24 protein-coding genes and 1 pseudogene are annotated in these 24,013 nt (G+C 49.2%); 11 read left to right on the forward strand and 14 right to left on the reverse strand.

The window, feature by feature from the left end:
* Positions 1-102: 102 nt before the first annotated feature.
* The 6 genes from B157_RS0121740 to B157_RS0121765 all read right to left on the reverse strand — a co-directional run bounded on the left by B157_RS0121740 (position 103) and on the right by B157_RS0121765 (position 6,178).
* Positions 103-1,245: an aspartate aminotransferase family protein gene (locus B157_RS0121740; RefSeq protein WP_020605421.1), complete on the reverse strand. Its 1,143-nt coding sequence runs from the start codon at positions 1,243-1,245 to the stop codon at positions 103-105.
* A gap of 290 nt (positions 1,246-1,535) precedes the next feature.
* Complete coding sequence (locus B157_RS0121745; RefSeq protein WP_020605422.1) at positions 1,536-2,144, reverse strand: hypothetical protein; 609 nt, start codon at positions 2,142-2,144, stop codon at positions 1,536-1,538.
* 287 nt (positions 2,145-2,431) lie between these two features.
* Positions 2,432-3,049: a hypothetical protein gene (locus tag B157_RS0121750; protein WP_026308875.1), complete on the reverse strand. Its 618-nt coding sequence runs from the start codon at positions 3,047-3,049 to the stop codon at positions 2,432-2,434.
* A gap of 207 nt (positions 3,050-3,256) precedes the next feature.
* The gene (locus tag B157_RS0121755; protein ID WP_020605424.1) at positions 3,257-3,871 is read right to left on the reverse strand and encodes a hypothetical protein; all 615 of its coding nucleotides are present in this window, start codon (positions 3,869-3,871) and stop codon (positions 3,257-3,259) included.
* A 164-nt stretch (positions 3,872-4,035) separates the two neighbouring features.
* The gene (clpX, locus tag B157_RS0121760; RefSeq protein WP_026308877.1) at positions 4,036-5,268 is read right to left on the reverse strand and encodes an ATP-dependent Clp protease ATP-binding subunit ClpX; all 1,233 of its coding nucleotides are present in this window, start codon (positions 5,266-5,268) and stop codon (positions 4,036-4,038) included.
* Positions 5,269-5,485: 217 nt separating this feature from the next.
* Positions 5,486-6,178, reverse strand: a complete 693-nt coding sequence (locus B157_RS0121765; RefSeq protein ID WP_026308878.1) for a ClpP family protease — start codon at positions 6,176-6,178, stop codon at positions 5,486-5,488.
* Between the two features lie 134 nt (positions 6,179-6,312).
* Here B157_RS0121765 and B157_RS0121770 point away from each other — a divergent pair, with 134 nt between their 5' ends.
* From B157_RS0121770 to B157_RS0121795, 6 genes are all read left to right on the forward strand, one after another.
* On the forward strand, positions 6,313-6,741 hold the full coding sequence (locus B157_RS0121770; RefSeq protein WP_026308879.1) for a helix-turn-helix domain-containing protein: 429 nt from the start codon (positions 6,313-6,315) through the stop codon (positions 6,739-6,741).
* Positions 6,742-6,872: 131 nt separating this feature from the next.
* Entirely contained in the window at positions 6,873-8,381 is a 1,509-nt protein-coding gene (locus tag B157_RS0121775) for an AAA family ATPase (protein WP_425423212.1), read from the forward strand.
* Positions 8,378-9,031, forward strand: coding sequence for a DUF4276 family protein (locus B157_RS0121780; protein ID WP_020605429.1), 654 nt, complete (start codon positions 8,378-8,380; stop codon positions 9,029-9,031). The genes B157_RS0121775 and B157_RS0121780 overlap by 4 nt, the downstream gene beginning before the upstream one ends.
* A 45-nt stretch (positions 9,032-9,076) precedes the next feature.
* A complete protein-coding gene (locus B157_RS0121785) occupies positions 9,077-10,147 on the forward strand; it encodes a M42 family metallopeptidase (protein ID WP_020605430.1) in 1,071 nt (356 codons plus the stop codon).
* 104 nt (positions 10,148-10,251) lie between these two features.
* Positions 10,252-10,635, forward strand: a complete 384-nt coding sequence (locus tag B157_RS0121790; protein WP_020605431.1) for a nuclear transport factor 2 family protein — start codon at positions 10,252-10,254, stop codon at positions 10,633-10,635.
* Positions 10,636-10,686: 51 nt separating this feature from the next.
* The gene (locus tag B157_RS0121795) at positions 10,687-11,877 is read left to right on the forward strand and encodes an MFS transporter (protein ID WP_041952236.1); all 1,191 of its coding nucleotides are present in this window, start codon (positions 10,687-10,689) and stop codon (positions 11,875-11,877) included.
* Positions 11,878-11,934: 57 nt separating this feature from the next.
* Here B157_RS0121795 and B157_RS0121800 read toward each other — a convergent pair whose 3' ends face one another.
* From B157_RS0121800 to B157_RS0121810, 3 genes are all read right to left on the reverse strand, one after another.
* Positions 11,935-13,128: an OmpA family protein gene (locus B157_RS0121800; protein ID WP_020605433.1), complete on the reverse strand. Its 1,194-nt coding sequence runs from the start codon at positions 13,126-13,128 to the stop codon at positions 11,935-11,937.
* 101 nt (positions 13,129-13,229) lie between these two features.
* Positions 13,230-15,095 (reverse strand): ABC transporter ATP-binding protein, encoded by a 1,866-nt coding sequence (locus B157_RS0121805; RefSeq protein ID WP_020605434.1) that lies wholly within the window; start codon positions 15,093-15,095, stop codon positions 13,230-13,232.
* Between the two features lie 74 nt (positions 15,096-15,169).
* Positions 15,170-16,072 (reverse strand): hypothetical protein, encoded by a 903-nt coding sequence (locus B157_RS0121810; RefSeq protein ID WP_020605435.1) that lies wholly within the window; start codon positions 16,070-16,072, stop codon positions 15,170-15,172.
* A gap of 250 nt (positions 16,073-16,322) precedes the next feature.
* Here B157_RS0121810 and B157_RS0121815 point away from each other — a divergent pair, with 250 nt between their 5' ends.
* On the forward strand, positions 16,323-17,324 hold the full coding sequence (locus B157_RS0121815) for an NAD-dependent epimerase/dehydratase family protein (RefSeq protein WP_020605436.1): 1,002 nt from the start codon (positions 16,323-16,325) through the stop codon (positions 17,322-17,324).
* 92 nt (positions 17,325-17,416) lie between these two features.
* Positions 17,417-17,761, forward strand: coding sequence for a DUF4260 domain-containing protein (locus tag B157_RS0121820; RefSeq protein WP_026308882.1), 345 nt, complete (start codon positions 17,417-17,419; stop codon positions 17,759-17,761).
* A gap of 1 nt (position 17,762) precedes the next feature.
* Here B157_RS0121820 and B157_RS0121825 read toward each other — a convergent pair whose 3' ends face one another.
* Genes B157_RS0121825 through B157_RS0121835 form a run of 3 tightly spaced genes read right to left on the reverse strand, consistent with a single transcriptional unit; the run spans position 17,763 to position 20,113 of the window.
* A complete protein-coding gene (locus B157_RS0121825; RefSeq protein ID WP_020605438.1) occupies positions 17,763-18,788 on the reverse strand; it encodes an AraC family transcriptional regulator in 1,026 nt (341 codons plus the stop codon).
* A complete protein-coding gene (locus B157_RS0121830) occupies positions 18,789-19,370 on the reverse strand; it encodes a Uma2 family endonuclease (protein WP_020605439.1) in 582 nt (193 codons plus the stop codon).
* Positions 19,367-20,113: a helical backbone metal receptor gene (locus tag B157_RS0121835; RefSeq protein WP_020605440.1), complete on the reverse strand. Its 747-nt coding sequence runs from the start codon at positions 20,111-20,113 to the stop codon at positions 19,367-19,369. The genes B157_RS0121830 and B157_RS0121835 overlap by 4 nt, the downstream gene beginning before the upstream one ends.
* 121 nt (positions 20,114-20,234) lie before the next feature.
* Here B157_RS0121835 and B157_RS0121840 point away from each other — a divergent pair, with 121 nt between their 5' ends.
* Positions 20,235-21,065, forward strand: a complete 831-nt coding sequence (locus B157_RS0121840; RefSeq protein ID WP_020605441.1) for a GLPGLI family protein — start codon at positions 20,235-20,237, stop codon at positions 21,063-21,065.
* Between the two features lie 45 nt (positions 21,066-21,110).
* On the opposite strand, the gene B157_RS0121845 is transcribed toward B157_RS0121840, so the two are convergent.
* A complete protein-coding gene (locus tag B157_RS0121845; RefSeq protein ID WP_020605442.1) occupies positions 21,111-21,791 on the reverse strand; it encodes a hypothetical protein in 681 nt (226 codons plus the stop codon).
* Between the two features lie 220 nt (positions 21,792-22,011).
* A pseudogene (locus B157_RS40595) lies at positions 22,012-22,515 on the reverse strand (IS1 family transposase).
* Positions 22,516-22,883: 368 nt separating this feature from the next.
* On the opposite strand from B157_RS40595, the gene B157_RS38450 reads away from it, so the two are divergent.
* Entirely contained in the window at positions 22,884-23,054 is a 171-nt protein-coding gene (locus B157_RS38450) for a hypothetical protein (RefSeq protein ID WP_157618535.1), read from the forward strand.
* Positions 23,055-23,280: 226 nt separating this feature from the next.
* Positions 23,281-24,009: an RNA polymerase sigma-70 factor gene (locus tag B157_RS0121860; RefSeq protein WP_020605445.1), complete on the forward strand. Its 729-nt coding sequence runs from the start codon at positions 23,281-23,283 to the stop codon at positions 24,007-24,009.
* Positions 24,010-24,013: the final 4 nt, after the last annotated feature.

Below are 24,013 nucleotides of genomic sequence, written 5' to 3' on the forward strand. Positions count from 1 at the left end.
GGCAGGGGTAATTCAGACACAAAAGTCTGTTAAAACGTAGTCAAGGATAAATAATAGGAACGCAGAGAATCAATGGCTATCCGTTAAGCATGCCCAAAGTGACTAAGCCGCTACTTTCTCGGCCTTTAGCACCTTTTGTAAGGCTTCCAGAAACTGGTCGGCTTCATCCGTACCGATGGCCAGCGAGGGCAGCAGGCGAATGGTGTTTTTACCCGCCACGCCTGTAAACTGCTTATGCCCGAACAATAGCGTTTTCCGTAACTCGTCGACCGGAAAATCATACTCGATGCCAATCATCAGTCCACGTCCGCGCAGGTCTTTATAACCACCAATTTGCCGGATGCCATCCATCAGGTAATTTCCCATGCGGGTGGCGTTTTCAAGCAACCCTTCATCGCGCATGATGTCCAGCACCGCAATACCCGCCGTGCAGGCCAGATGATTGCCGCCAAACGTAGTACCCAGCAGGCCATAACTGGCTTTGAACTTAGGGGAAATGAGAATACCACCAATCGGGAAGCCGTTACCCATCCCTTTCGCCATCGAAATAATATCGGCTTCGATACCGCTGAACTGGTGTGAGAAAAACTTACCCGACCGTCCGTAGCCACACTGAACGCCATCCAGAATAAGAACCGCACCGGTTTCATCGCAACGCTGACGAAGGGTTTTCAGAAAGTCGTCGGTAGCAACCTGAATACCACCCACGCCCTGAATGCCTTCTACAATGACCGCACAGGTATCCGTCGTGATTCCAGTCCGGGCTGCTTCGGGGTTGTTATACGGCAAAAAAGTAACGTGCTCTTTATAATTGACGGGCGCCACGATAGATGGGTTATCCGTAACGGCTACTGCGCCTGCCGTACGACCGTGAAACGACTTGGTAAAGGCTACGACCTTCGTCCGACCGGTATGAAACGATGCCAGTTTCAGGGCATTCTCGTTGGCTTCGGCACCGGAGTTACACAGAAAAAGTGCATAGCCGGGATGGTCGGAGAGCGCACCCAGCTTATCGGCCAGTTCCTGTTGCTGCGGAATCTGGACGGAGTTGGAATAAAATGAAATTTTATGCAGCTGATCCGTCAGTGCCTGTACGTAACGAGGGTGGGTATGACCAACCGAAATAACGGCATGGCCCCCGTATAGGTCTAAATAACGGGTGCCATCGGCATCCCACAAGTAGCTGCCCTGCGCCCGAACGGGTTCAATGTCATAAAGCGGATAAACGTTAAAAAGCGATGCCATTGATGTATATCGTCAAAGGTTTCAGGTACCGACGATAGCTGAAACTGAATGAGGTGCAAGTTTACGGATAATCAGAGTAAAAGTTGGGCTAAAAATGGAAAAAGGAAGCCGGGTGACTTCCTTCTTTACGTACTAACCACTGTGTATGGCCCATCAAAAACAAGGGTAAGCGAGGCCAATATTACGTTGCTACCAGGTTACATAGAATCAGTTCGGCGTAGATACTACCCCAAATGGTAGCATCTACGCCGTGACTGTAAGTGAATGCATGGGAGCTTTCTATAACATTATTACCCGTTGATAACGCCAAGCAGGATAAGTACCAGTCCGACGATAAATCCAATCAGACCAAGGACACCCAGTACGCTTCCTCCTCCGAGAATAAGCAGTATCAGGCCAATGACGCCAATAATGACGCCAAGCCGAACATTGCTGTTCATCGCATCTGTTTTATCAGGAGCTACGTGGTTCTTTATTTTTTTGTCCATTTTCTTGAGTATCGTCCGCTCCATCAACGTCATTTTACGGGTGGAGGCAGCCTTCGTCGAAACGGTTGCTTTATCGGTGGCCGTTGTCAGCAGGTTATTCAGGCGAGCCATGCGCTTGTTCAGGGTCTTACTGGCAGCCAGTTTACTGTCGTTGCGTACATACGCTTCTATCTGGCTAACGGCCTGCTTAGCCTGAGCAACCTGCTCGGTAGCCACAGCAGGCGTTTCATTCGATACGACTACCGTTTCAACTACTACGTCTGCTGGTGCCGCTACAACCGCTTTTTCGGGTTTGTTTACCGCAAACTGCTCACGGGCTGTCGGCTGAAAATAAGCCACGGGGCGGCTACAGGAAGCCAGAAGAGCAGTGCCTAACAAGGCAGCAAAAAGGTGTTTGGTAAGTGTTCTCATAGATGAGATGGTTAGAATGATAAAAGGTAAATTTTTAACTGTCACTAGCAACAGGTGCAACTTTATCAGTTTATTCGGGAAAAATCAACTACTATTTTTTACTGAGTAAACAAATTCCCAAAAAACATACAATACGGTCCGGAAAATGGCTGCCTGAATCACCCTTGTTGATATGGTATTTTACCGGACACCGCAAAAGCCAATCGGCGTAGATGCAGCCGTTAGGCTTTACATCTACGCCGAAAGAAAGACTATCCAGCGATAGATCTTCACTAAAAGCTGATTCGTTATCGCAACAGGTCAACCAGTACCAGTATCAAACCTACTATCAATGCGACATAACCAAGGGTAGCCAGACCGCCCGTACCAACCAGCAGCAAGACAAGACCAATAACACCCACAATTAGACCAATAGTCAGCAGCGACTTGGCCATAGTGCGCTCGGGCGACAAATGATTCTTTATTTTCTTGTCTACCCGCTTCAGCATCACTTTCTGGATGAGCGAATTTTTCTGGGCGGACGTTGCTTTCAGCGATGAAGCATCATTGGCTGACGTGTTCGACAGCAGTTGTTTCACGCGATCCATGCGCTTCACTAATTTCTTGTTCGATGCCAGTTTGTTGTCATTACGAACGTACGCTTCAATCTGACTCACAGCTTGCTTAGCCTGAGCAACCTGCTCGGCAGGCGTAGCATTTTGCACTACTACAGTCGCTTCCGACGCTGCTACTTTTTCCGTTACCGGCTGCATGGTCGCAACGTCCGTAGGGGTAACAATTTCCGACTGAACCGATTTGAATTGCTCACGAGCTGTCGGCTGGAAATAAGCAACTGGGCGGCTGCAGGAAGAGATAAGAGCAGTGCCTATCAGGGCAGCCATTAGGGACTTGGAAAACATTCTCATAACAGAATAAAGATTAAGTGAAAAAATAGAGTAAAGTGAGCAATTGGTATTGTCATCATCATCAACTAAAGCCTAATAAATTTGTTAAAAAAAATTTAAAATTAAGGTAGTTATTAGTAACCAAAACCCTTGATTATACAGATTTACAAATAGTTAGCCTTCTCAAAATAAACATTAGAAGAGAGAATGAAACGGTAAGCGATTAGCTCATATTAATCCGATGAGTAAAAGGATTAATCCACCGATGATGCCGATAACCCCAATAGTAGCTCCTGTTGTACCGGCAGAAGAAATCAGCAGGATAATGATACCCGCAAGTAGCACGACTGCCCCCAGTGCCAGAACGCCTTTTATAGCCATTGCTTTTTCCGGATTAGCGGGTGCCAGTTGCCTGTTAATTGTTCTGTTCAGTTTCTTCACCATCAGGTGTTGCATCAGGTTCATTTTTTTAGAGACGGCTCCAGTACTTGGCGTCAAATTACCTTTACCAACAGCGGTAGCCAGCATGGTACGCACCCGGCTCAGTCGTTTCTGAACGGTTCTGTCGGCCACTAATTTCTGGTCATTTCGTACCAGGGCATCTACTTTATCCAATGCCTGCGTGGCCTGAATAACCGGCGTATTTGTGGAAGCCACAGTCTCCGTAGGCACAACTCCCGAAGCGGTGGACTGATTAGTCAGATCGGTAGCGGACGCGGGCTTTGCCGTGCTGGAAAAATGTTCGCGGGTGGTGGGTTGAAAATACGCTGTTGGGCGGCTACAGGCTATAAATAAAGTTGCCATTAACAGACTGGCGAATAAACCTTGTACATAAATCTTCATGATGAAAAATGATTAAATGAAGTTCAACAAAGTGAATTATCAATCGGTAGAACCGAAAGCATATTGTTTTGTTAACACTCAGATAAAAAAATCGATTTGTATAAAAAAAGAGTCTGCGATTCCAAGCTGAAATCGCAGACTCTTTTTTTATGTGTTGGTCTAAATCAGGCTACCGAACGTAGTTGCAGGGTGCTGGATTTACCAAACTTCTCACGGGCGTATTCCAGACTGACGGTTAGTTCTTTAATACCAGTTTGGGAGGGCATTTCAAACATGGCATCGGTAATAATGGATTCGCAGATGGAGCGTAAACCACGGGCACCAAGGCCATATTGCAATGCCTGATCAACAATGTAATTCAGGGCGGTGGAATCCCAATGGAGCGTAATGCCCTCCATCAGAAAAAGCTTGTCGTACTGCTTGGTGATAGCGTTTTTCGGCTCGGTCAGTATCTGCATCAGGGCGTCTCTATCCAGTGGCTCCAGGTGCGTCAGGACGGGCAGGCGGCCAATCAGTTCAGGAATTAATCCGAACGACTTCAGGTCCAGGGCGGATATATACCGCATCAGGTGTCCCTTCTCAAACGTATCGTTCAGCCGGCGATCGCCCGAGAAACCAATAGGGCGCGTGTTGATACGCTTGGTAATGTGCCGTTCGATACCGTCAAAGGCTCCTCCGCAGATAAACAGAATATTTTCGGTATTAAGGGCAATCAGTCGCTGGTCGGGGTGTTTGCGTCCGCCCTGCGGAGGTACGTTCACAACGGAGCCTTCCAGTAATTTTAACAGCGCCTGCTGAACGCCCTCGCCACTTACATCGCGGGTAATACTGGGGTTGTCCGACTTGCGGGCAATTTTGTCAATTTCGTCAATGTAAACGATACCCCGTTCGGCGGCTTCCACGTTATAATCGGCCGCCTGAAGGAGTCGGGTCAGAATCGTTTCTACATCCTCGCCTACATACCCGGCTTCGGTGATGACGGTGGCATCGGCAATGCAGAAAGGCACTTCGAGGATTTTAGCAATAGACTTAGCCAGATACGTCTTTCCGGTTCCGGTTTCACCCACCATGATGATGTTGGATTTTTCAATCGTAACGTCATCATCCGTTTTGGCCTGCATCAACCGCTTATAGTGATTATAGACAGCCACCGTAATCGACTTCTTGGCATCATCCTGACCAATAACGTACTGGTCGAGATGCCGCTTCATATCGATGGGCTTAATAAGGTTGATTTTCACTTCAGCCGGTTCACTACGTTTTGGGCGCATTTCTTCCAGCACCACCTGATGTCCCTGCTCAATGCAGTAGTTGCAGATGTGTGCGTCGATACCGGATAAGAGCAGCATCACTTCGTTTTTTCGTCGTCCGCAGAAGGAGCAACTGATTTGTGGCATGAAGGGTTGCAGGATAGTTGATTGATTTTCCCAGACTTTTGGAACAGGTAGTTCCTATGCTCCGGTTCTGGTTAAACGGTTGATTGGACTATTTGTTGATGTTTTGCTCAACAAAAAAAAATGACTCAGGCGAACCTGAGTCATTCGTTGTTAGCAAAGTTATCCATTACCGGCCAAACGGTCAAATCCGAAGGGCGGGTAATTTTCTCTGTTTACCTTATTTTTCCCGACGAAGTACCTCGTCAATCATGCCGTATTCTTTAGCTTCTTCGGCGCGCATCCACTTGTCCCGGTCCGAATCTTTTTCGATCTCCTGAACGGTTTTCCCAGAGTGCAGGGCCAGAATTTCGTACAACTCTTCGCGGAGTTTGACGATTTCGCGGGCGGTGATTTCAATATCGACCGATTGCCCCTGCGCACCGCCCGATGGCTGGTGAATCATGATCCGGGCGTGTGGCAGTGCCGAGCGTTTGCCCGCAGCACCACCCGCCAGCAACACGGCACCCATCGATGCCGCCAGGCTGGTACATACGGTAGCCACATCGGGCCGAACGTATTGCATGGTGTCATAAATACCCAAACCGGCATAGACCGAACCGCCGGGGCTGTTCAGGTACATCAGGATGTCTTTCTTGGGATCGGCCGATTCCAGAAACAGTAACTGGGCCACAATGATGTTAGCGATGTTGTCATCAACGGGAAGGCCCATAAAGATAATACGGTCGGCCATCAGTCGCGAGAACACGTCAACCTCCCTGAAGTTCATTGGACGTTCTTCAATAACCGAACGGGTCATGTTCTCAACCGTGTGGTGGTTATTGATGGTATGGTTTACATACCCATCTACTGTCAGGCCGTTCAGACCCATATGGTGGACAGCGAAATTGCGGAATTCTTTTTCGTAATTCATAAGTAAGTTTACTTCGTTACTATAAAAACCAATAGTGTTTGGTGTAAGTTCGAGAATTGTTTCGATACAAAATTGCGTTATCATCCCGAAAAACCCTGTCGGTTTTGATTAATAATTTATCGTTGTTACTTGATATGAACACTTCCATCGCTAATCGTGGACCGGCAGAACGAATCCGTTTAGAGCGGCTACAGCGCGGTTTATCGCAGGAAAACATGGCTGATTTGCTCAATCTGTCCACCACGGCCTATGGCGACATCGAGCGCGGAAAAACGGATTTGACCCTCTCCCGTCTGACCCAGATTGCCGATGTGCTGGGCGTTTCGCCCCTCGCTTTATTGTCTGATGAAGCCCTTTCAGCGCAGGTAATTGAACCAAAAATCGACGAGTTAGTCGGTTACGAACTGGAAACCCTCCGGCTCACCATCGAGAAACAACAGGTCGAATTAGATAAACTTCGCCTGGAAGCCGACTACTGGAAACGAAAGCACGACGACCGCGTAGCGATGGAAGTCCTTCGCTCTATGGCCGTGGAGCAGACCCGCGAGCGGATTGGGTTTTGAGGGTTTTCCTTCCTACCTTAAAAATACTTTTTTCGTGAGTTACTATTATAGCTCACAAATCTTGAAGTTACCTCACTGCTTTAATCAGCTTTGTAAAAGGCTTATATCAGTATTCATATATGATAACACGAATGCAAATAAGTGGCTTCAAAAACCTTATGGACGTAGACGTTCATTTTGGACCATTCACCTGTATCGCAGGTATTAACGGAGTAGGTAAGTCTAATCTTTTTGATGCAATCCGGTTCCTGGGTGATTTAATGCATATGCCACTGGTTGAAGCGGCTAAATCTGTTCGTAGTGAAGGGCAGAAAAACTCTGACATCCGAGATTTATTCCACAAAGTTGGCGATGAATACGAGCTAAAAATGCGGTTTGTTATCGATATGATTATACCCGAACATGGAAGTGATGATTTGGGACAAATTGCAACAGCGCGAATCACTACAGTTCGTTATGAGTTAATTCTATCATACCGCCAAAGTGATATTTTCCATCCACAAGGTTTACTGGAAATTACTAAAGAAGAGTTGCATCCAATACCACTTGTTGAAGCCCGCAAAGTGATGCGATTTGCTCCCGCTTACAATCTTTCTGCCCAGGATCAGAGAATACTCCGTAAAAAAGAACTTGAATGGCAGAACTCTGTCATAAAGGGTCGTCGTACTGTTCCATTTATCTCAACAACTGAAGGGGAGGAGCGAATCATCAATTTTCATCAGGATAGTGGTGGCCAGCCTGTCAAAATAAGAGCATCAACTTTGCCCAAGACCGTTCTATCAACCGCGAATGCATTAGAAAACCCTACTGCGTCACTTGTCAAGAAAGAAATGCGTTCATGGCAGATGCTTCAGTTAGAACCGAGTGCTTTACGTAAATCAGACGAGTTTTACACAATACCTAATGCACGTTTGGGGGCAGATGGAAGTCACCTGCCTGCAACTCTCTATCGCCTGAAACTTGAAGAACAACAAAGTCAAGCCGATGGAGACGTATACCAACGGCTAGCTAATAAACTTTCGGGGTTGGTAGACAATGTTGCCAGTATTACTGTTGAAAAAGATGATAAACGGGAAATGCTAACATTGATGCTTAAGAGCCGCGACGGTACTGTGTTTCCTGCACGCTCATTATCGGATGGAACGCTACGTTTTTTAGGACTATCTGTTTTGGAATTAGATTATAAATCAGGCGGTGTAATCTGTCTAGAAGAGCCAGAAAATGGTATTCATCCCGAGAAAATAAAGCAGATTTTAGATCTTCTACAAGAGATTTGTACGGACATACGCTATCCTGTAGGTGATGATAATCCCCTGCGACAAGTCATTATCAATTCTCACTCACCAAGTGTAGTTCAGTTGGTTCCGGAAGATAGCTTGTTAATGGCTCAGTCTAAGCGTAATCGTAACAGCAAAGGTGACTTCTATGATCAAGTCGTATATAGTCCATTACGCAATACCTGGCGGACACGCATAGAAGGGACTGAGCGTAATTCTGCTTCATTAGATAAGCTTATTGCCTATTTGACAGCTAGTCCCAGACAGTACGAATCTGACCATTTACTATCTGACATAGTTCGGTCACGAAGAGTGATAGAAAGGGAGGACGTTAAGCAACTTCAGATCGATTTTGGTTCATGATTAGTGAAATCACTTATACACTTTTAAGTGATGGCTCATCGGACAAAGCACTCATGCCAATCATTGAGTGGACGCTTCTCCAACTGGACTCTACCTTACTGATACAGGGAATCCGTGCCGACTTGGCTCCTTTAAAACACCCTCCAAAGAATTTAACGCATCGAATCAATGTCGCTCTCAGATTATATCCTTGTGATTTATTATTTATACACCGGGACAGCGAGAAAGAATCGCTCTCAAACCGGAGTAACGAAATAGGTAAAGCAGTAGATGAATCTGATTTTGACCCCAAAAAACAGATTGCTATCCCTATCATTCCTATTCGCATGATGGAAGCCTGGTTACTAATTGACGAGCAGGCGATTAGAACAGCAGCAGGAAATCCAAATAGTCGGCACAAACCTGTTTTGCCAAATCCGAAAGCTCTCGAATCGTTACCTGATCCTAAATTGATTTTACAAGAGCACCTTCGCCAAGCCAGTGGCTTGAAAGGCAGGCAACTAGATAAATTTAATGTTGGAAAAGCAGTGCATTTAATCGCTCAAAACGTATTTGATTTTTCAATTTTGAAGCAACTTACAGCCTATCAAAATTTTGAAGATGAGGTACGAAATAAATTATCGATCCATAAACTGACAAAAAATAGCTAATGATTAGCTTTTGTAATTTCACATTCGAACAATTTTTAGCAACCAATGAACGAGCAGAGTAAAGAATTCCTGTACAAGTACCTGAATAATGCCTCCCCTACCGGTTTCGAATCGTCGGGACAGCAGATTTGGCTGGACTACCTCAAGCCTTACACCGATGAGTACATCGTGGATACATACGGCACCGCCGTTGGGGTTATCAAAGGAGAAGGCGATTATAAAGTCGTTATCGAAGCCCACTCCGACGAGATTTCGTGGTTCGTCAATTACATTTCCGATGATGGCTACCTGTTTGTTCGGCGCAACGGTGGGTCCGATGCGCTGATTGCCCCCTCCATGCGCGTCAACCTGCACACGAAAAAAGGCGTGGTGGAAGGCGTATTCGGTTGGCCCGCTATCCACGTCCGTGACCTGGCGAAAGACTCAGCGCCTAAAGTAACCGACCTGTTTATCGATGTGGGTGCCGCAACCAAGCAGGAAGTGCTGGACATGGGTGTCCACGTGGGGACAGTCTGCACCTTTGCGGATGGGCTGCGGGAAATGAACAACCGTTATTTTGTGGGTCGGGCGCTGGACAACCGGATGGGCGGCTTCATGGTTGCCGAAGTGGCTCGGCTCCTGAAACAAAACAACATAACGCTACCTTTCACACTGTACATCGTGAATGCGGTACAGGAGGAAATTGGCCTGCGTGGTGCCGAGATGATTGCCCGGCGGTTACGCCCCGATCTGGCCATTTGTACCGATGTAACGCACGATACGCAATCGCCGAAGTACGAGAAAAAAGAGCAGGGCGACCTCAAATGTGGTGACGGTCCGGTGCTGTGCTACGGCCCGGCGGTGCAGAACAACGTGCTGGAATACATTATTGATGTGGCCGAAAAAAATGAGATTGCCTTTCAGCGGCAGGCCGTGAGCCGTTCCACCGGCACTGATACAGATGCGTTTGCCTACGCCACGGAAGGGATTGCCTCAGCCCTGATTTCGCTCCCGCTCAAGTACATGCACACCACGGTTGAGACCGTACACATGGACGATGTACAGAATGTTATCAAGTTGATTTATTCAACATTACTTTCCCTGAAAGGCAACGAGGATTTCCGGTATATCAAGTAAAAACATTGTTGTGGATTCAGGTTCGCACACCTGAATCCCAGAAACAATTATTGGCGTGTGGTCAGGTTCTCGAACCTGACCACACCAAACGAATAGATGCTCCCATGACTAACCCTGCCCAAAACAAGCGAAATGCCATTGCTTTCTATGACCTGATGTTCAATCAGTGCCAGCCCGAAGCAGCAATTGAGCAGTACACGGGCGATGTATATATCCAGCACAATCCACACGTAGGCGATGGTAAAGAAGCATTTATCCGCTATTTCAACCGTATGACCAACGAGTATCCAGGCAAGAAGGTAGAAGTCAAACGGGCCATTGCTGAAGAAAATATAGTGGTGCTTCATTGCTGCCAAACCTGGCCGGGCGACAAGGATTACGCCGGTATCGACATCTTTCGGTTTGACGATACCGGTAAAATAGTAGAGCACTGGGACGTACTTCAGGTAATACCCGATGAGTCAGCGAATGAAAACACGATGTTTTGACGATGCCGACGTCGTGTGAATAAAGTACCTCACCAGCTCATGCAGGAACCTATGGAAAGAGTAATTACCTCGAAGTGGGTGCTGCCGATAATTGTTGTTTCGCAGTTTTTCTGCACGTCGCTCTGGTTCGCGGGTAACGCCATCATGCCCGATATCCTGCAACGTTTTCAGCTGGACCCGGGCTTTTTAGCGCACCTGACCAGCGTCATTCAGTTTGGGTTTATTACTGGCACCTTGGTTTTTGCCCTGCTAGCCATCGCCGACCGTTTTTCTCCTTCACGTGTATTCTTTGTCTGCTCGCTACTAGCCGGATTATTTAATCTAGGGATTGCGCTGCCCGGCGTTCAGCCAACGGGCATTCTCTTTTTCCGATTTTTGACCGGGTTCTTTCTGGCGGGCATTTACCCGGTCGGCATGAAAATAGCATCGGATTATTTTCAGAAAGGACTCGGCAAATCGCTGGGGTTTCTCGTTGGCGCTTTAGTGCTTGGTACGGCCTTTCCGCACTTACTAAAGAGTATAACCACGCATTTTCCCTGGGTATACGTTGTTTACCTAACCTCAATTCTTTCCGTTCTGGGTGGCCTGGCAATCTGGCTGTTTGTCCCCGACGGCCCCTTCCGAAAAGCAGGTCAGCAATTAATTTTCCGTGAATTTTTATCGGGGTTCAAAAGCAGGAATTTCCGGGCAGCTGCGTTCGGTTATTTTGGCCATATGTGGGAGTTGTACGCGTTCTGGGCCTTTGTTCCCGTCATGTTAGCCAGCTACGCAAACCGCTATCCAGCAGCAGGATTGAACATCTCCTTTTTATCGTTCCTGATTATCGCATCGGGTAGCCTTGCCTGTGTAGGAAGTGGCTACCTGTCGGGTTATTTCGGCGCAAAAAAAGTAGCGACTAGTTCACTCGTATTATCCTGCCTGTGCTGTCTCGTTTCGCCGTTTTTTTTATCCCGCCCATCACCTTCAGCGTTTATTATTTTTCTGTTTTTCTGGGGAGTGGTGGTTATTGCTGATTCACCTTTGTTCTCGACATTGGTAGCCCAGAACGCGCCGGAACGGTCGAGGGGAACATCGCTCACCCTTGTGAACTGTATTGGCTTTTCCATTACCATTATCAGTATTCAGCTCATCAATTTATTGTCAGGAAGTATAGATGGTCAATACGTGTATATGACACTCGCACTAGGGCCGGTAGTAGGGCTTCTTGCCTTACTTAAAAAGCGTACTTCATCGGGCGTTTAGGGATTTACTGCTTTAAGTCAACCATTTGGTACCACAGGTGCATTCGGGTAAAAGCAACTAAATCACTACAAATTCCACCCGTCTATTTTTCTTCCGGTTTTCTTCGTTGTTATTTGGAGCTATTGGGTCGATAGGGCCGCGCCCAACTGCTTTCAAGCGGTTTTTGGCAATCCCTTTGTTAGCCAGATAATCAACAATTGCCTGGCATCGGTCGCGGGAGAGCTTCACGTTTAAATCGAAATCTCCCTGATTATCCGTGTGACCACGAATCTCGATTTGCAACGCCGGGTTTTCAGTCAGGGCATCATACAACTGGTTGAGTTCGGCGTAAGATTCGGGGCGAAGAACAGGACTGCTCTGGTCGAAATAGACGTTCGGCAGACGAATTAAGATACCCTTCTCCGGTTTCTTCAATGGGCTGGAAACTGGCAATGGAGTGATTTTTTCCGTAACGGCTTTTGGCACGGCGACTGCTACTTTCGCCACGGGTTGAACAACCGGGTTTTCACTGGCAGACGGAGATTTCGCCACGGGTTTTACCCCGGTGGGCAATTGTTTTTGTGTCAGTATAACCCGAGCCTCGCTTTGAACACTATCCAACCGAATCGACTTCACAAAACTATCATACCCATTGGCGGTACTGCTTAACGAATAGTTCCCTTTGCCGGGCAGTTCTACTTTCGATGAGCCAGTGGCGGGGTCGGCAGTGAGTGTAATCGAGTTATTGCCCATCATTTTTCCGCTAATCGTGAATCGAACATCTGGAATGATGTTACCCGTCTTTCTATCAACCGCCAGAACTGTCAGTCCAATGGTCGTTTTATCCAGCACGGCATCAAATTCGTAGCGGTTGCCCTGCGGAGATACAGGTATGGTCATTTTACGATTGACGGATGTATAGCCCGGTGCGCTGATGTCGATAGACAACTGGTCGGCCTTCGTGAATGTACAGTAAAGCTGCCCCGCAGGAAGAGCTAACCGTTCGACTTTACCGGTGAGTATTGATGTAATTACCGCCGTAGCCGACGTAAGCGGTGTGGTAATGTTACTGTCAAAGACTTTAATGACCAGCGTACTGGGCTTCGTTTTCTGCGTCGAATCACTAATGGATGCGGGTCTCGTTCCCTGACCGAAAAACGTGCGCTCGGTGGGCAGACCGGTATAGCCGATGCTCGTACTGTTGATACAAAACAGGCAATACAGCGTAAAAAAGAATACAACCAGCCCGTGGCGGTCAATGGATTGACACATAAGGGCGTTAGTTATGGGGGCAAAAGATTAACTCGTACGTTTACTAACGGACTGGGTACAATAAACTGTCTGACAACAGGTGATTTCTACCAGAAAAAGCACTACTGATACCCCCGCGCCTGCAAGCCGAACAATTCGGCGTAGCGACCGTCTTTCTCCAGTAACTCATAATGACTGCCAATTTCGAGCAGGGTGCCGTTTTCCAGCACCAGAATCCGGTCGGCCATACGAACCGTGCTGAACCGGTGCGAAATAATAACCGACGATTTCCCCTCGGTCAATTTGCCAAACCGCTGAAACACTTCGTACTCGGCACGGGCATCGAGGGCGGCAGTAGGTTCGTCCAGAATGATAAGCTGGGCATCACGCATGTACGCCCGACCCAGCGCTACTTTTTGCCACTCCCCCCCCGACAGTTCGACGCCTTTGCCAAACGAACGACCCAGTTGCTGATCGTAGCCCCCGGACAGTTTGGCAATAACGCTATCGGCCAGACTACGTTGCGCGGACACTTCAATGCGCGGCTGATTGGTGCGTTCGTCGATATCGCCAACGGCAATGTTAATACCGGCCGACATTTTGAAACGGGTATAGTCCTGAAAAATAACGCCGATGTTACGCCGGAGTTCGAGCAAATCATACTCCCGCAGGTCGTACCCGTTAAGTAGAATCCGGCCCTCGGCGGGGTCGTAAAGCCGCGCCAGTAGTTTGACCAGCGTTGTTTTTCCGGCCCCGTTCTCGCCAACCAACGCCAGTTTTTCGCCCGGTTCGAGTGCGAACGACAGATTTCGTAAGGCCCACCGCTCTGAGTTAGTATACTTGAAACCAACATTTTCGAACACAAATCGGAGTGCCGCTTCCCCTTCCCCCATGGGCCGGGGAAAGGGACGGGTTGTTTTAGCCGAATGAATGAGGGGTTCGATGGCGAAGTAATCGAACAGGTCCTGCAAGTAAATAGCCTCTTGTGTCAGGCTGCTGAACTGAAGCAAAATCCCTTCCAGCGAGCCGCGAACCTGCCGGAACGATCCTGCCAGAAACGTCAGATCACCGAGGGAGATCTGCCCCGAAACGGCCCGCTGAATAATCCAGACGTAGGCCCCGTAATATCCGGCTGTGCCGAGTGCCGTCAGCAACGTTCCCCACCCTGCCCGACTAACGGACAGTGCCCGATTCTTTATGAAGAATTGCCACGATAAGACGCGGAATCGGTCAATCAGGAAGTCTGACAAACCAAAAATCTTGACCTCTTTCGCCGTTTCGTCACTAGCTCCTACGTAGCGCAGGTAATCCAGCTCACGCCGTTCGGGAGTCCAGGAACGGGAGAGCGAATAGCTGCGCTGATTGAAATAATTATCACCGATAAACGAGGGCGTTACAGCCACTAGAATCAGGAGCAGCAGCCAGGGGTTGTACACCGCCAGACCAGCCGCCAGAAAAGCGACGGAAATAAGCTCCTGCACCTGCCCAAACACCCCCGACAGTAACACCGTGCGACCAGTCGTTTGCCGACGTGCCCGTTCGAGCTTGTCGTAAAACGTAGCGTCTTCAAATTGTTCCAGATCCAGGGTAGCTGCGTGTGCCATGATACGGATGGAGGTCTGGTTGGCAAACAGATCGCCCAATAGACCATCCATGAGCGATACGCCCCGGGCCAGTGCCGTGGAAAGAATTGCCAGACCAAATTCTGCCCCAACCAGCCACCAGATGTACCGGTCATCGTGCGTAGTGGTGCCGTTTGAGAGGGCAACGACCTGGTCAATAATGAGTTTGCCAATGTAAAGCGTGGACGCCGGAATGGCCGCCCGGACGAGTCGGAAGGCGGCATTGCCCAGGAATAACCCGGGCGATACGCCCCAGACCAGTTTGAAAAAAGCAGGTAGGTTTCTCAGGGCGGCAAAACGCTCCCGCCAGCTTATTTCTTCTTTCCCTTCTGTTGATTTAGCGCGTGGAACTTCAGCTTTTGCCATATCTGAAAAGACAAGCCCAACGCTGGATTAGTTCATTGGCCGAAGTCCCTTGAATCCCCCTAAACAGTGTCTTCTCAACGCTTCTTTAGTTCATGCTGACGGGCATAAATGTAGCGCAGCCCTATGCCAAGCCCCCAGCCGGAACCATTGGCAGTGAGGGTACTTTTTGTTTCAGATGCCCCATTAACGGTATAGACCATGTCGGAGCGGAGCGCGTTGCCCATTCCCCAGTATTTGCGGAGCGAAAAGGCCAGTTCCAGCGATGAAGACAGTCGGGTGGCGTACTCGATACCCAATTCGGCCAGGCCCGAAATACGGTTGGCCGTTGTGGTATTGATGCTGAGCAGAAGCGTGTCCACGGGTGCCCGTCTGCCGTATCCGCTACGCCCGGTAAAGTGCAGGGCATCCGGCTGGTTATTCCCATTAGGAAGCAGCCAGGCCCCGGCCGAGACCCAGAAACCCGTACCATTTTGCCCCTTACTCCCTGACCCAATCCGGCGCTTAATCCGCAGGGGAATGTTGTAACCGATGGTCTGGTAATTAAAGACGTATGGAGTCGGGCTGCTTTGTATCGTGATGTTCAGGTGAACGGGGGCGTAGGTAACACCGGTTTCTACAACCCAGGCATTTCGGTACGTGTACCCCATTAGTACGCCCGCGCTGCCCGTTGTTTTGCCGGAGCTGCCAACCAGCCCGTTGAATGAGTTGCTCAGCACGCTACCATCACCACGAAGAGTGCCCTCAACAGCAGCGTACCAGACTTGTGTTTCATTGAACTGGTTCAACAGCTCGGTTTTGATGCGTCGCTGCCGGGTTTTGTCGGATTCGTAGGGGTTGGGGTTCTGGTCGGGGTCGGCGGTGAGTACCCGTCGGCGTGCGATCGGTGGGACATAGTAGTTCGTATCAATGACAACCTCCTGTGCGATAACCGAGGTCGGCAAACTCAGCAAAAAACAGAGAAGTAAGCGGTGTTTCATTACTCGGATACTGGTTTAACAAAATGAGTTAGGCCGGAACGTGATTCCACGATTCACTCAGTACGCAGCTTTTCCAATAGATGTTGCTTTGTGTACGACTCCACCATGGTATACCAAATGTACATCAATCTTTCTGGCTATGGAAACACGCTGATTTTCGTTATTCGTCACCCTCATTTTCGTCGTTTGTCAGTAGCCGAATGAGCGGATAGCCTGACCTTTGTAGCGTACTAATCAACGCAATAACATCATGAGCAACCCCAATCCTTCTGTTCTTGTTCTGGGCGCTACCGGTAGCATCGGCTATGCTGTAGCCGCTAATCTGCTGGCCCGGCAATGGCCCGTTACTATTCTTGTGCGCAACCGGGCCAAAGCCGAAAAACTATTTCCGAATGAGCCAACGCTCACGATTGTAGAAGGCGATGTGCAGGATGCCCCGTTACTCAACCGACTTGCTGCCGACAAACAGTATATTTTTCATGGTATCAATTACCCGTACAACCAGTGGTTTGGGAACATGGATACGGCCACGCAGAAAATCATCGACGCGGCCAGTCAGGGCGGGACTAACGGAAGTCGGGCTACCATTGTTTTCCCCGGCAATGTGTACAACTTCGGCAATACCAGCGAGCCGATTCGGGAAGACAGCGCGGTAAATCCCTGTACCCGGAAGGGCAGGCTTCGAGTGGCGATTGAAAAGATGCTTGAGCAGGCTGCCAGCGCCGGGAAGTGTCGCGTGCTCAACGTAAGATTACCGGATTTCTGGGGGCCAAACGTTCTCAACGATGGCGTACGTCCTGTTTTTGAAAATGCGCTGAATGGCGAAGCCCTCCCCTGGCTCCTGACTGTCGATGTGCCCCACCAATCCGTGTACACCAACGATGCCGCCGAGATTATTGCCCGGCTCATGTTACGGGATTGGACTACGAAAGCAACCGAAAGATCGAACCCCTACGAAGTCTGGAATTACGGTGGAACAACGCTACCGTCGATACGGTCGTGGTTCGGGCAGATAAGCGAACTGGCGGGCAAACCACTGAAAATGCAGGTGTATAGCCGATTTCTTATTAGCGTATTGGGACTATTTATGCCCACACTCAGGGAAGTAAAAGAGATGCTCTATCTCTACGAAAATACGATTGTGCTGGATGATAAAAAGTTGCTTACACTCTTCCCGGATTTTCGTCCAACGCCCATGAAACAGGCGCTGACCGACACACTAGCCTGGTTTTCAGAACATCAGCTTAAGTAGTCGTTTAAGCTTGTCTAGGATAGATTTTAACCGCAAAGAACGCAAAGAAGAAAGGCGCGAAGAGCGCGAAGTACTTTATGAACTATAAGCTAATGAAAACACTGTTGAAGTCCGAAGAATTGATTCAGTTTCTGGGAGCCATTTACCTGTTCTCCCACCTTGATTTCGCCTGGTGGTGGTTCCCTGCTCTCATTCTGTTACCCGATGTCAGTATGATTGGCTACCTAATCAATCCAGCCATCGGGGCAGTGTTGTATAACATCGTACATCACAAAGGACTGGGCATTGTAGTCGGGTTACTGGGCCTGATGATGGGTAACCAAATCCTGATGCTGGCGGGCATTATCCTGTTTGCTCATTCGAGCATGGACCGTATGATGGGCTATGGCCTGAAGTACTTCGACAGTTTCAAGCATACCAGCCTGGAGAGTTTGTAAATCAGGCAACCTCCTGCGCCAGCCGGAATGCGCCCGGCGTTTGCCCTGTCCATTTTTTGAACGACCGGAAAAAGACACTTGGTTCAGCAAACCCCAGCAGGTAGGCAATGTCGGTGGTGCTCAGGTTCTGTTCGCGCAGGTGGCTAACCGCCAGTTCCTGACGGGTTTCATCGAGGATATGCTGATAGGAAGTCCCCAGTTCCTTCAGGTGTAACTGCATCGTACGGACACCCATGGCCAGCCGGTCGGCAACGGTGGCCAGGGTTGGTTCTTCTCCCTTCATGAGCGAAATAATCTCCCTTTTCACCCGCGACGGTAAAGTTGGCGTTTTGAGCTGTTTCAGCATGGCATCGGCGTGTTTCTCAAACAGTACCGATAAGCTTGGATTGGCATTCAGGACGGGTATGGCCAGCAGACTGGCATCAAGAACCATAATCGTTTCGGGCGCATCGAAGGTTAGTTGAGCGGGGGCAAATACGCGCTCATGTTCCCGCGTATCAACCGGCTTTGGGTAAGCGAAGTGGATAGCATCGGCCGCGATTCGATACCCCGTCAGGGCTCGCATGGCTGATAGGTATATGGATAGTTCGGAGTTGAGCGCGTGGTGCGGATAAATGATATCGGCACTGGTAATGTGCAGCGACAACGCAAACTGTTTGCCGTCTGGGGTTAATTGCCCGGTGGTACGAATACCTTCACAAACAATGTCCTGGTACTGGCATAGTTTTTCGAAGGCACGACCCAGCGTAGGGCTATGCATCATAACATACGCCAGTACACCGATGGAAACCGGATTGACCAGTTCACCCAGATTCAGGGCAATATTCGGGTCGCCGGTGGCGGTAATGATTTCCCGCCAGAGGGTCTGTATCTGCCGGATAAGCACGCGCCCGTCGGGGTCGCGCAGTTGCTCGGGACTGATGCCTACGGCACGGGCCAGCGCATCGGCATCGGCCCCGCGTTGCCGGGCTACAAAAAGAAGCAGATTGACCGAAGCAATGGAGAGTGTATCGTTGGAGGCAGGCATTTATTCGAAAATACGGTCGAGAGGAATAAACAGGTCGGGGAAAATTCGGCTGGGAACTTCGCCCGACTCATACACATCGACCAGAGCGTACTTCCCATCTTCCAGCACATATACGTTGACCGCTTTTTCTTTAGGCTGCACAACCCAGTATTCGCGAACACCCGATTCTTCGTACAGGTTAAACTTCTCATTGAAATCATTCTTCACCGTTCGGGGCGAAGTAATCTCGATTACCCAGTCGGGCGCCCCCAGGCAACCATCATCATCAAGCTTACTGGTATCGCAGATAACACAAATATCGGGCTGCACGACAGTATGCAGTTGGTCCGGTTTACGCTCATTGCGAACCGGTAACCGCACATCGAACGGAGCATCATAAACTTTACATGGTTTATCTTCGAAATATTTAAGCAACGCAAATTCCAGGTTTACAGACGCATCCTGATGTTTTCGTTTGGGTGCCGGAGACATCCGGTATATCTTTCCTTTGATGAGTTCAACGCTTTCGTCAAACTGCCATTTCAGGTAGTCGGCGTAGGTATAGGTGCCGTTGGGGTCGAGCTGCGAGATGTCTGTAATCATACCGATTGGTCAATTTCGTTACGCAAGTTCCTGAAATAGTCCGAAGCCTGCAACAGACGGCTGCCGTACCACGAGAATACTTCACCATCCACCAGCCGTATCCGCGCCGACGGGCAAATGGCCTGTAGTTCCACTATATGTTTTTGCCCAAATGGATATGGCTCCGACGACAAAAAAATGAGGTCAGGCCGGGCATTTCTTAGTTCCTCTGCCGACATGACCGGGTAGCGGGTTTGCCCGGCAAAGGCATTCCGGAACCCGGCCTGTTCGAGCATAGCGTGGATGAACGTATCTGTAGCCGCCACCATGTACGGTTTTCGCCAGATGAGGTACGCCACCGTAAGACTGGGGGCCTGCGAAAAAGGAAGCAGGGAGTCTTCAATTCGGTTTGCCAGTGCTTCGGCTTCAATACGTTTCCCGACCAGCGCACCTGCTTCCCGAATCATGGATAGGGCATCGGGCAGGGTGTTTACGTCGGTGACGTGTACGGTGTACCGTTGCCGGAGTGACTCAATCTGTTCCCGCGTGTTTTCTTCTTTGTTGGCCAGGACAAAATCAGGATTCAGCTTGTGAATAAGATTGAGGTTCAGCGTTTTCGTACCACCAACCAGCGTCTTTTGTTTAACTTTATCGGCCGGGTGAATACAGAATCTGGTAATGCCAATGATTTCCTCATTCAACCCCAGGTCGAAGAGTAGTTCGGTCTGCGAGGGCACTACAGAAATAATACGTTGTGGAGTCATACGAAAGTAATTCAGCGGCTGAAATTCGCCATCGGATTATTATTTAACCGCGTTTAACAAAAATTTAACGGTCAGTTGAAAAAAATGTGCAACGTTTACTGACACAAGCCCTCATTCAACCATGAAACAAGTTATTTGTCTTACACTGGCCGCGAGTCTGTCGCTGACAACTCTATTTGGCCAAACGCCCACATCGGGCAAAATCACGTATGAAGGGATGCGTCAGATTGACCGATCGCAGATGCGGATGGTCATCAACGGGCAGGAAGTTCGTCCCGGTAGTCCCGGTGCGCCCGATGCCCCCGAAGGCATGCCGGAAGTGATGTCGTTTACGCAAAAACTGGTCTTTTCCGGCACGATGGCCAAAGAAGAACGCGACCGCCCGCAGAATATGATGATGAGTCGTACAGTGGGTGGGCCGGATGGCGCGGGTAGCACTGGTGTTGGAACCCGTACTGTGCGGAGGACACCTCCATTTGAGCAGCAGATATTTCTGGATTTAGCTAACCGCCAGCGCATCGACGTATTGACGGTAAAGAAAGATTCGACGACGCAGGTGTATCGTTCTGAAAAGCCAATGCCAGCCGCAACCGACTGGCAAACCACATCGAAGTCGAAGAAAATTGCGGGCTATACCTGCCAGAAAGCCACCGCCACGCGACGCAAACAACCATATACCATCTGGTACACCACAGAGCTCCCCTTTACCTATTCGCCCGTGGCCGATCTGACCCCGCCAAAAGGTGTGGTGCTACAAATCGAATCGGACACTGAATCCTTTAAAGCAACGGGCGTTTCGACGGAAGCCGTGGCCGAAAGCAGCGTGCAACCACCCAAAGAAGCTAAAGTTGTATCGGCCGATGAACTGGAAGAAATGCGCCGAAAAGGCATGGCCGATTTCCGGCAGAAAATGATGCAGGAAGGCGGATTCCAGCGACGGAGTAATAACTAATCCTGAAGTGGTGTCTCTTAAAACCGATATCAATTAGAGAACTGGTTAAGGGGCAACACTGGCATTGATTTTTATGTATGACTCTACTACGCTGCCCACAAAGCGATACGGGTTTATAGTCCGGTTAAACTGAAAGGTTGTGTTGTCATTTTCAACGAAAAAAATGTTGGTGGCCGGGCCGTCCAGTACCGGGCGGAGCACCCCACCAACGGTAGTGAGCCGGTAGAGGTACTGTAACTCAAACGTAACGTCACTGGTATTGCCAATCAGCATATCCAGGCGAATGGGCGAACCGATAAAGTAACGCTCGCCCGGCGTATGCAGGATCCGTTCCCGAGCGGTATTTGTGGTTGCACTGAGCAGGTACCCTGCCGTTACGGGAAATGACGGGTTAGCTACCCGCCTGATCGTAGCCCGGACATCGTAGGTAACTGCCCCCACCCCTGATGAGCCGGGTAGAATTTCGGACTTTGCTTTTTCGCGGCTAAGTATAGCAACCGGACTGGTTGGCGTAACCTCTGCAACGGTTGTACCATCTTTGGCCAGAAACGTGAGTTTGTCAATAACAAATTCGCAGGGGTAGGTGCGTGGAGAGCCATCTACCGCCAGACAGGCAGATTCAGGAAGATCAACAGGAAGTCTGTGATCTTCACAGGAAAAAACCCCTACGAGTAACCCGTAAGCAATAACAAGAGGCCATTTGGTATTCAACTGAAGCGATTTCATCCGGCTATACAGCTAAAGTGTGCATTTATTTGAACAGCGAAACGCGGTGATAACAAGCTTTGGGTGTGTAGTTTACGGCGTTTATTAATTGTATTCCGAATAGATTGAGGGAACGGTCTCTTATTTTACGGATCGTTCTGCCAGCTATAGATAAGCAACAGTAATTAACCTTGACGGTCTCCCGACGAAAGAAATGTTACTACATTGAAAACTGGTGGTCCTAAGTTTGTAATGATAGGTTGTAATTTGTCGCCATAAACCTGATTGACTTAACATGCCGGTCCAGTTTTTTCGAGAAAGATAAACTCAATCGAACCAACCGAGAGCATCGTTGACGAAGGGTACAGAAAAACCGCTCGACATGATTTGTCTTCATTTTCTGCTGGCTAAAACGGTGTTGATGAGCAGGAATAATTTGCTTACAGGGCCGCCAATCGTCGGTATAGAAAGTCGCTTTCTGGCGGTAACGTTCAGGCAAAGCCTGCCGTAAACCTAAGGCACCATCTGCACTTCGATCCCCCACAAATAGGGCCACCACCTAGCGACTCGCCCGATCAAGGACCAGCCAAAGCCATTGTTTGTTGGCCTTACAGCCCACAAAACTCCATAACTCATCGAGTTCAGAATCGACTTTAACTGCTCGCTGAACTGTGTCAAGCCTCAGGGTAAATAAAACCGGGCGGCCGGAGCTGGGAAAAAGGAAAATCCTTATTTTCACAATCATGACGGACACAACTAGGCAAATGGAACTCCATTTCTACAAGCCCCGACCTCGCTCGGTGCGTCGGTCGCCACAGAGCGGCTGCCAGGCTGGCCGATCGCTTGCAGGCGACCTTCGATGAGTTGCAAGCCCTGGGTTATAATCTGAACCGGACGGTCCGCCGTGCGGTCACCTTTGGCTTTGCCGATGAATCCAGCCCGCAACTACATAACAACACGGCTCGTCTTTGGTCGATCGGGTAGTTAATACGGACAAAAGCCGGACGAATACCTTCGGTTTTTTAGCTTTACAAGGCCAGGATTATTATCATCCCCTAGCCAACTCACCCATCGATTCCTTTATCGATATATTCCCATAGTTGCGCTCTATTCATGCAGATTACGAGGCCGTTGTTGTTTTGTGCGGGGCGGCCCGTGCCGGATAATTTACCTGCCCATAAAACAGCCGCTGTTGAAGCGGCAGCGCGACGGCATCAGATTTATCTGGTCAATAATTTGCCCAACTCGCCCGATCTGAATGGCAGCAGCCAAACGTCCGATTGAAAGGATCTGAAAAGGCATCAGATGGAAGACATCCTGCTGAAAGCCCTTCCTGCTAAAAGTGCAATTAGTTTTGCCAACCTTTTTCTTGACACCCATCATAACTGTCCACTACAATGCCGAGCATACGAATCAAAAAAAAAGTCAAAAAAATATTGAAATGTCGCAAGGGTATTCTGCTTTTTCGACACTCTATTGACTAGTGAAGGCACATTAACCCCCGATCGGTATGGCTGATACCCATTCTGAGTTCCTATACGATACCAACCTGCGGCCGTTGCATCCTCGTCCCGATAGGGATGCACCCAGGTCGCTTGTCACCGATTCAGAACTTCTGATCCGGCAGGCGTTTGCTCAAAGCCCTATTAAAGGGTATGAGTTACTGTTCAACCGGTACTATAAACCTCTGTGCAGCCATGCGGCCCGGTTCGTTTATGACCGGCAGTTATCCGAGGACATTGTCGTGGATACCTTCGCTCAGTTCTGGCAGAAACGGCTCGACCTGGTAGTCACGACCTCGTTTCGTGCGTATCTGTTTACGATTGTCCGAAACCGGGCGTTCACTCATTTGCGGCAGGAGTTTGGTCGTGAACAAATGCCTGACCATTCGGCTGATACTGACCCGATAACAGACGGCTCCACTCCTCTGCAGTTGCTTCAGTTCAACGAACTACAACTAAAAATCAATGAGACAATTCAGTCTGCATCGGCTCACAGCCAGAAGGTGTTTGTGATGAGCCGGTTTGAGGGAAAGAAAAATGGGCAGATCGCCGACGAACTGGGGGTATCAATCAAGACCGTTGAAGGTCATATCACGAAAATGCTGACCCTGTTACGACAGGTGCTGCGCCAGAACGATTTGCTGACGTTAGCCGCGATACTCAGTTTTGAGCTAACGGGGCAAGGGATAAACCCTTTTTTACGACTCATTAGTGCAGTCACTCAACAAAACATCTGATGCT

The organism is Spirosoma spitsbergense DSM 19989 (assembly GCF_000374085.1).
Lineage (GTDB): Bacteria > Bacteroidota > Bacteroidia > Cytophagales > Spirosomataceae > Spirosoma > Spirosoma spitsbergense.

Bases quoted from the DNA above. Each gene is read 5' to 3' on its own strand.
- B157_RS0121740 (WP_020605421.1), bottom strand. From the start codon at position 1,245: ATGGCATCGCTTTTTAACGTTTATCCGCTTTATGACATTGAACCCGTT.
- B157_RS0121745 (WP_020605422.1), bottom strand. From the start codon at position 2,144: ATGAGAACACTTACCAAACACCTTTTTGCTGCCTTGTTAGGCACTGCT.
- B157_RS0121750 (WP_026308875.1), bottom strand. From the start codon at position 3,049: ATGAGAATGTTTTCCAAGTCCCTAATGGCTGCCCTGATAGGCACTGCT.
- B157_RS0121755 (WP_020605424.1), bottom strand. From the start codon at position 3,871: ATGAAGATTTATGTACAAGGTTTATTCGCCAGTCTGTTAATGGCAACT.
- clpX (WP_026308877.1), bottom strand. From the start codon at position 5,268: ATGCCACAAATCAGTTGCTCCTTCTGCGGACGACGAAAAAACGAAGTG.
- B157_RS0121765 (WP_026308878.1), bottom strand. From the start codon at position 6,178: ATGAATTACGAAAAAGAATTCCGCAATTTCGCTGTCCACCATATGGGT.
- B157_RS0121770 (WP_026308879.1), top strand. From the start codon at position 6,313: ATGAACACTTCCATCGCTAATCGTGGACCGGCAGAACGAATCCGTTTA.
- B157_RS0121775 (WP_425423212.1), top strand. From the start codon at position 6,873: ATGCAAATAAGTGGCTTCAAAAACCTTATGGACGTAGACGTTCATTTT.
- B157_RS0121780 (WP_020605429.1), top strand. From the start codon at position 8,378: ATGATTAGTGAAATCACTTATACACTTTTAAGTGATGGCTCATCGGAC.
- B157_RS0121785 (WP_020605430.1), top strand. From the start codon at position 9,077: ATGAACGAGCAGAGTAAAGAATTCCTGTACAAGTACCTGAATAATGCC.
- B157_RS0121790 (WP_020605431.1), top strand. From the start codon at position 10,252: ATGACTAACCCTGCCCAAAACAAGCGAAATGCCATTGCTTTCTATGAC.
- B157_RS0121795 (WP_041952236.1), top strand. From the start codon at position 10,687: ATGGAAAGAGTAATTACCTCGAAGTGGGTGCTGCCGATAATTGTTGTT.
- B157_RS0121800 (WP_020605433.1), bottom strand. From the start codon at position 13,128: ATGTGTCAATCCATTGACCGCCACGGGCTGGTTGTATTCTTTTTTACG.
- B157_RS0121805 (WP_020605434.1), bottom strand. From the start codon at position 15,095: ATGGCAAAAGCTGAAGTTCCACGCGCTAAATCAACAGAAGGGAAAGAA.
- B157_RS0121810 (WP_020605435.1), bottom strand. From the start codon at position 16,072: ATGAAACACCGCTTACTTCTCTGTTTTTTGCTGAGTTTGCCGACCTCG.
- B157_RS0121815 (WP_020605436.1), top strand. From the start codon at position 16,323: ATGAGCAACCCCAATCCTTCTGTTCTTGTTCTGGGCGCTACCGGTAGC.
- B157_RS0121820 (WP_026308882.1), top strand. From the start codon at position 17,417: ATGAAAACACTGTTGAAGTCCGAAGAATTGATTCAGTTTCTGGGAGCC.
- B157_RS0121825 (WP_020605438.1), bottom strand. From the start codon at position 18,788: ATGCCTGCCTCCAACGATACACTCTCCATTGCTTCGGTCAATCTGCTT.
- B157_RS0121830 (WP_020605439.1), bottom strand. From the start codon at position 19,370: ATGATTACAGACATCTCGCAGCTCGACCCCAACGGCACCTATACCTAC.
- B157_RS0121835 (WP_020605440.1), bottom strand. From the start codon at position 20,113: ATGACTCCACAACGTATTATTTCTGTAGTGCCCTCGCAGACCGAACTA.
- B157_RS0121840 (WP_020605441.1), top strand. From the start codon at position 20,235: ATGAAACAAGTTATTTGTCTTACACTGGCCGCGAGTCTGTCGCTGACA.
- B157_RS0121845 (WP_020605442.1), bottom strand. From the start codon at position 21,791: ATGAAATCGCTTCAGTTGAATACCAAATGGCCTCTTGTTATTGCTTAC.
- B157_RS38450 (WP_157618535.1), top strand. From the start codon at position 22,884: ATGCAGATTACGAGGCCGTTGTTGTTTTGTGCGGGGCGGCCCGTGCCG.
- B157_RS0121860 (WP_020605445.1), top strand. From the start codon at position 23,281: ATGGCTGATACCCATTCTGAGTTCCTATACGATACCAACCTGCGGCCG.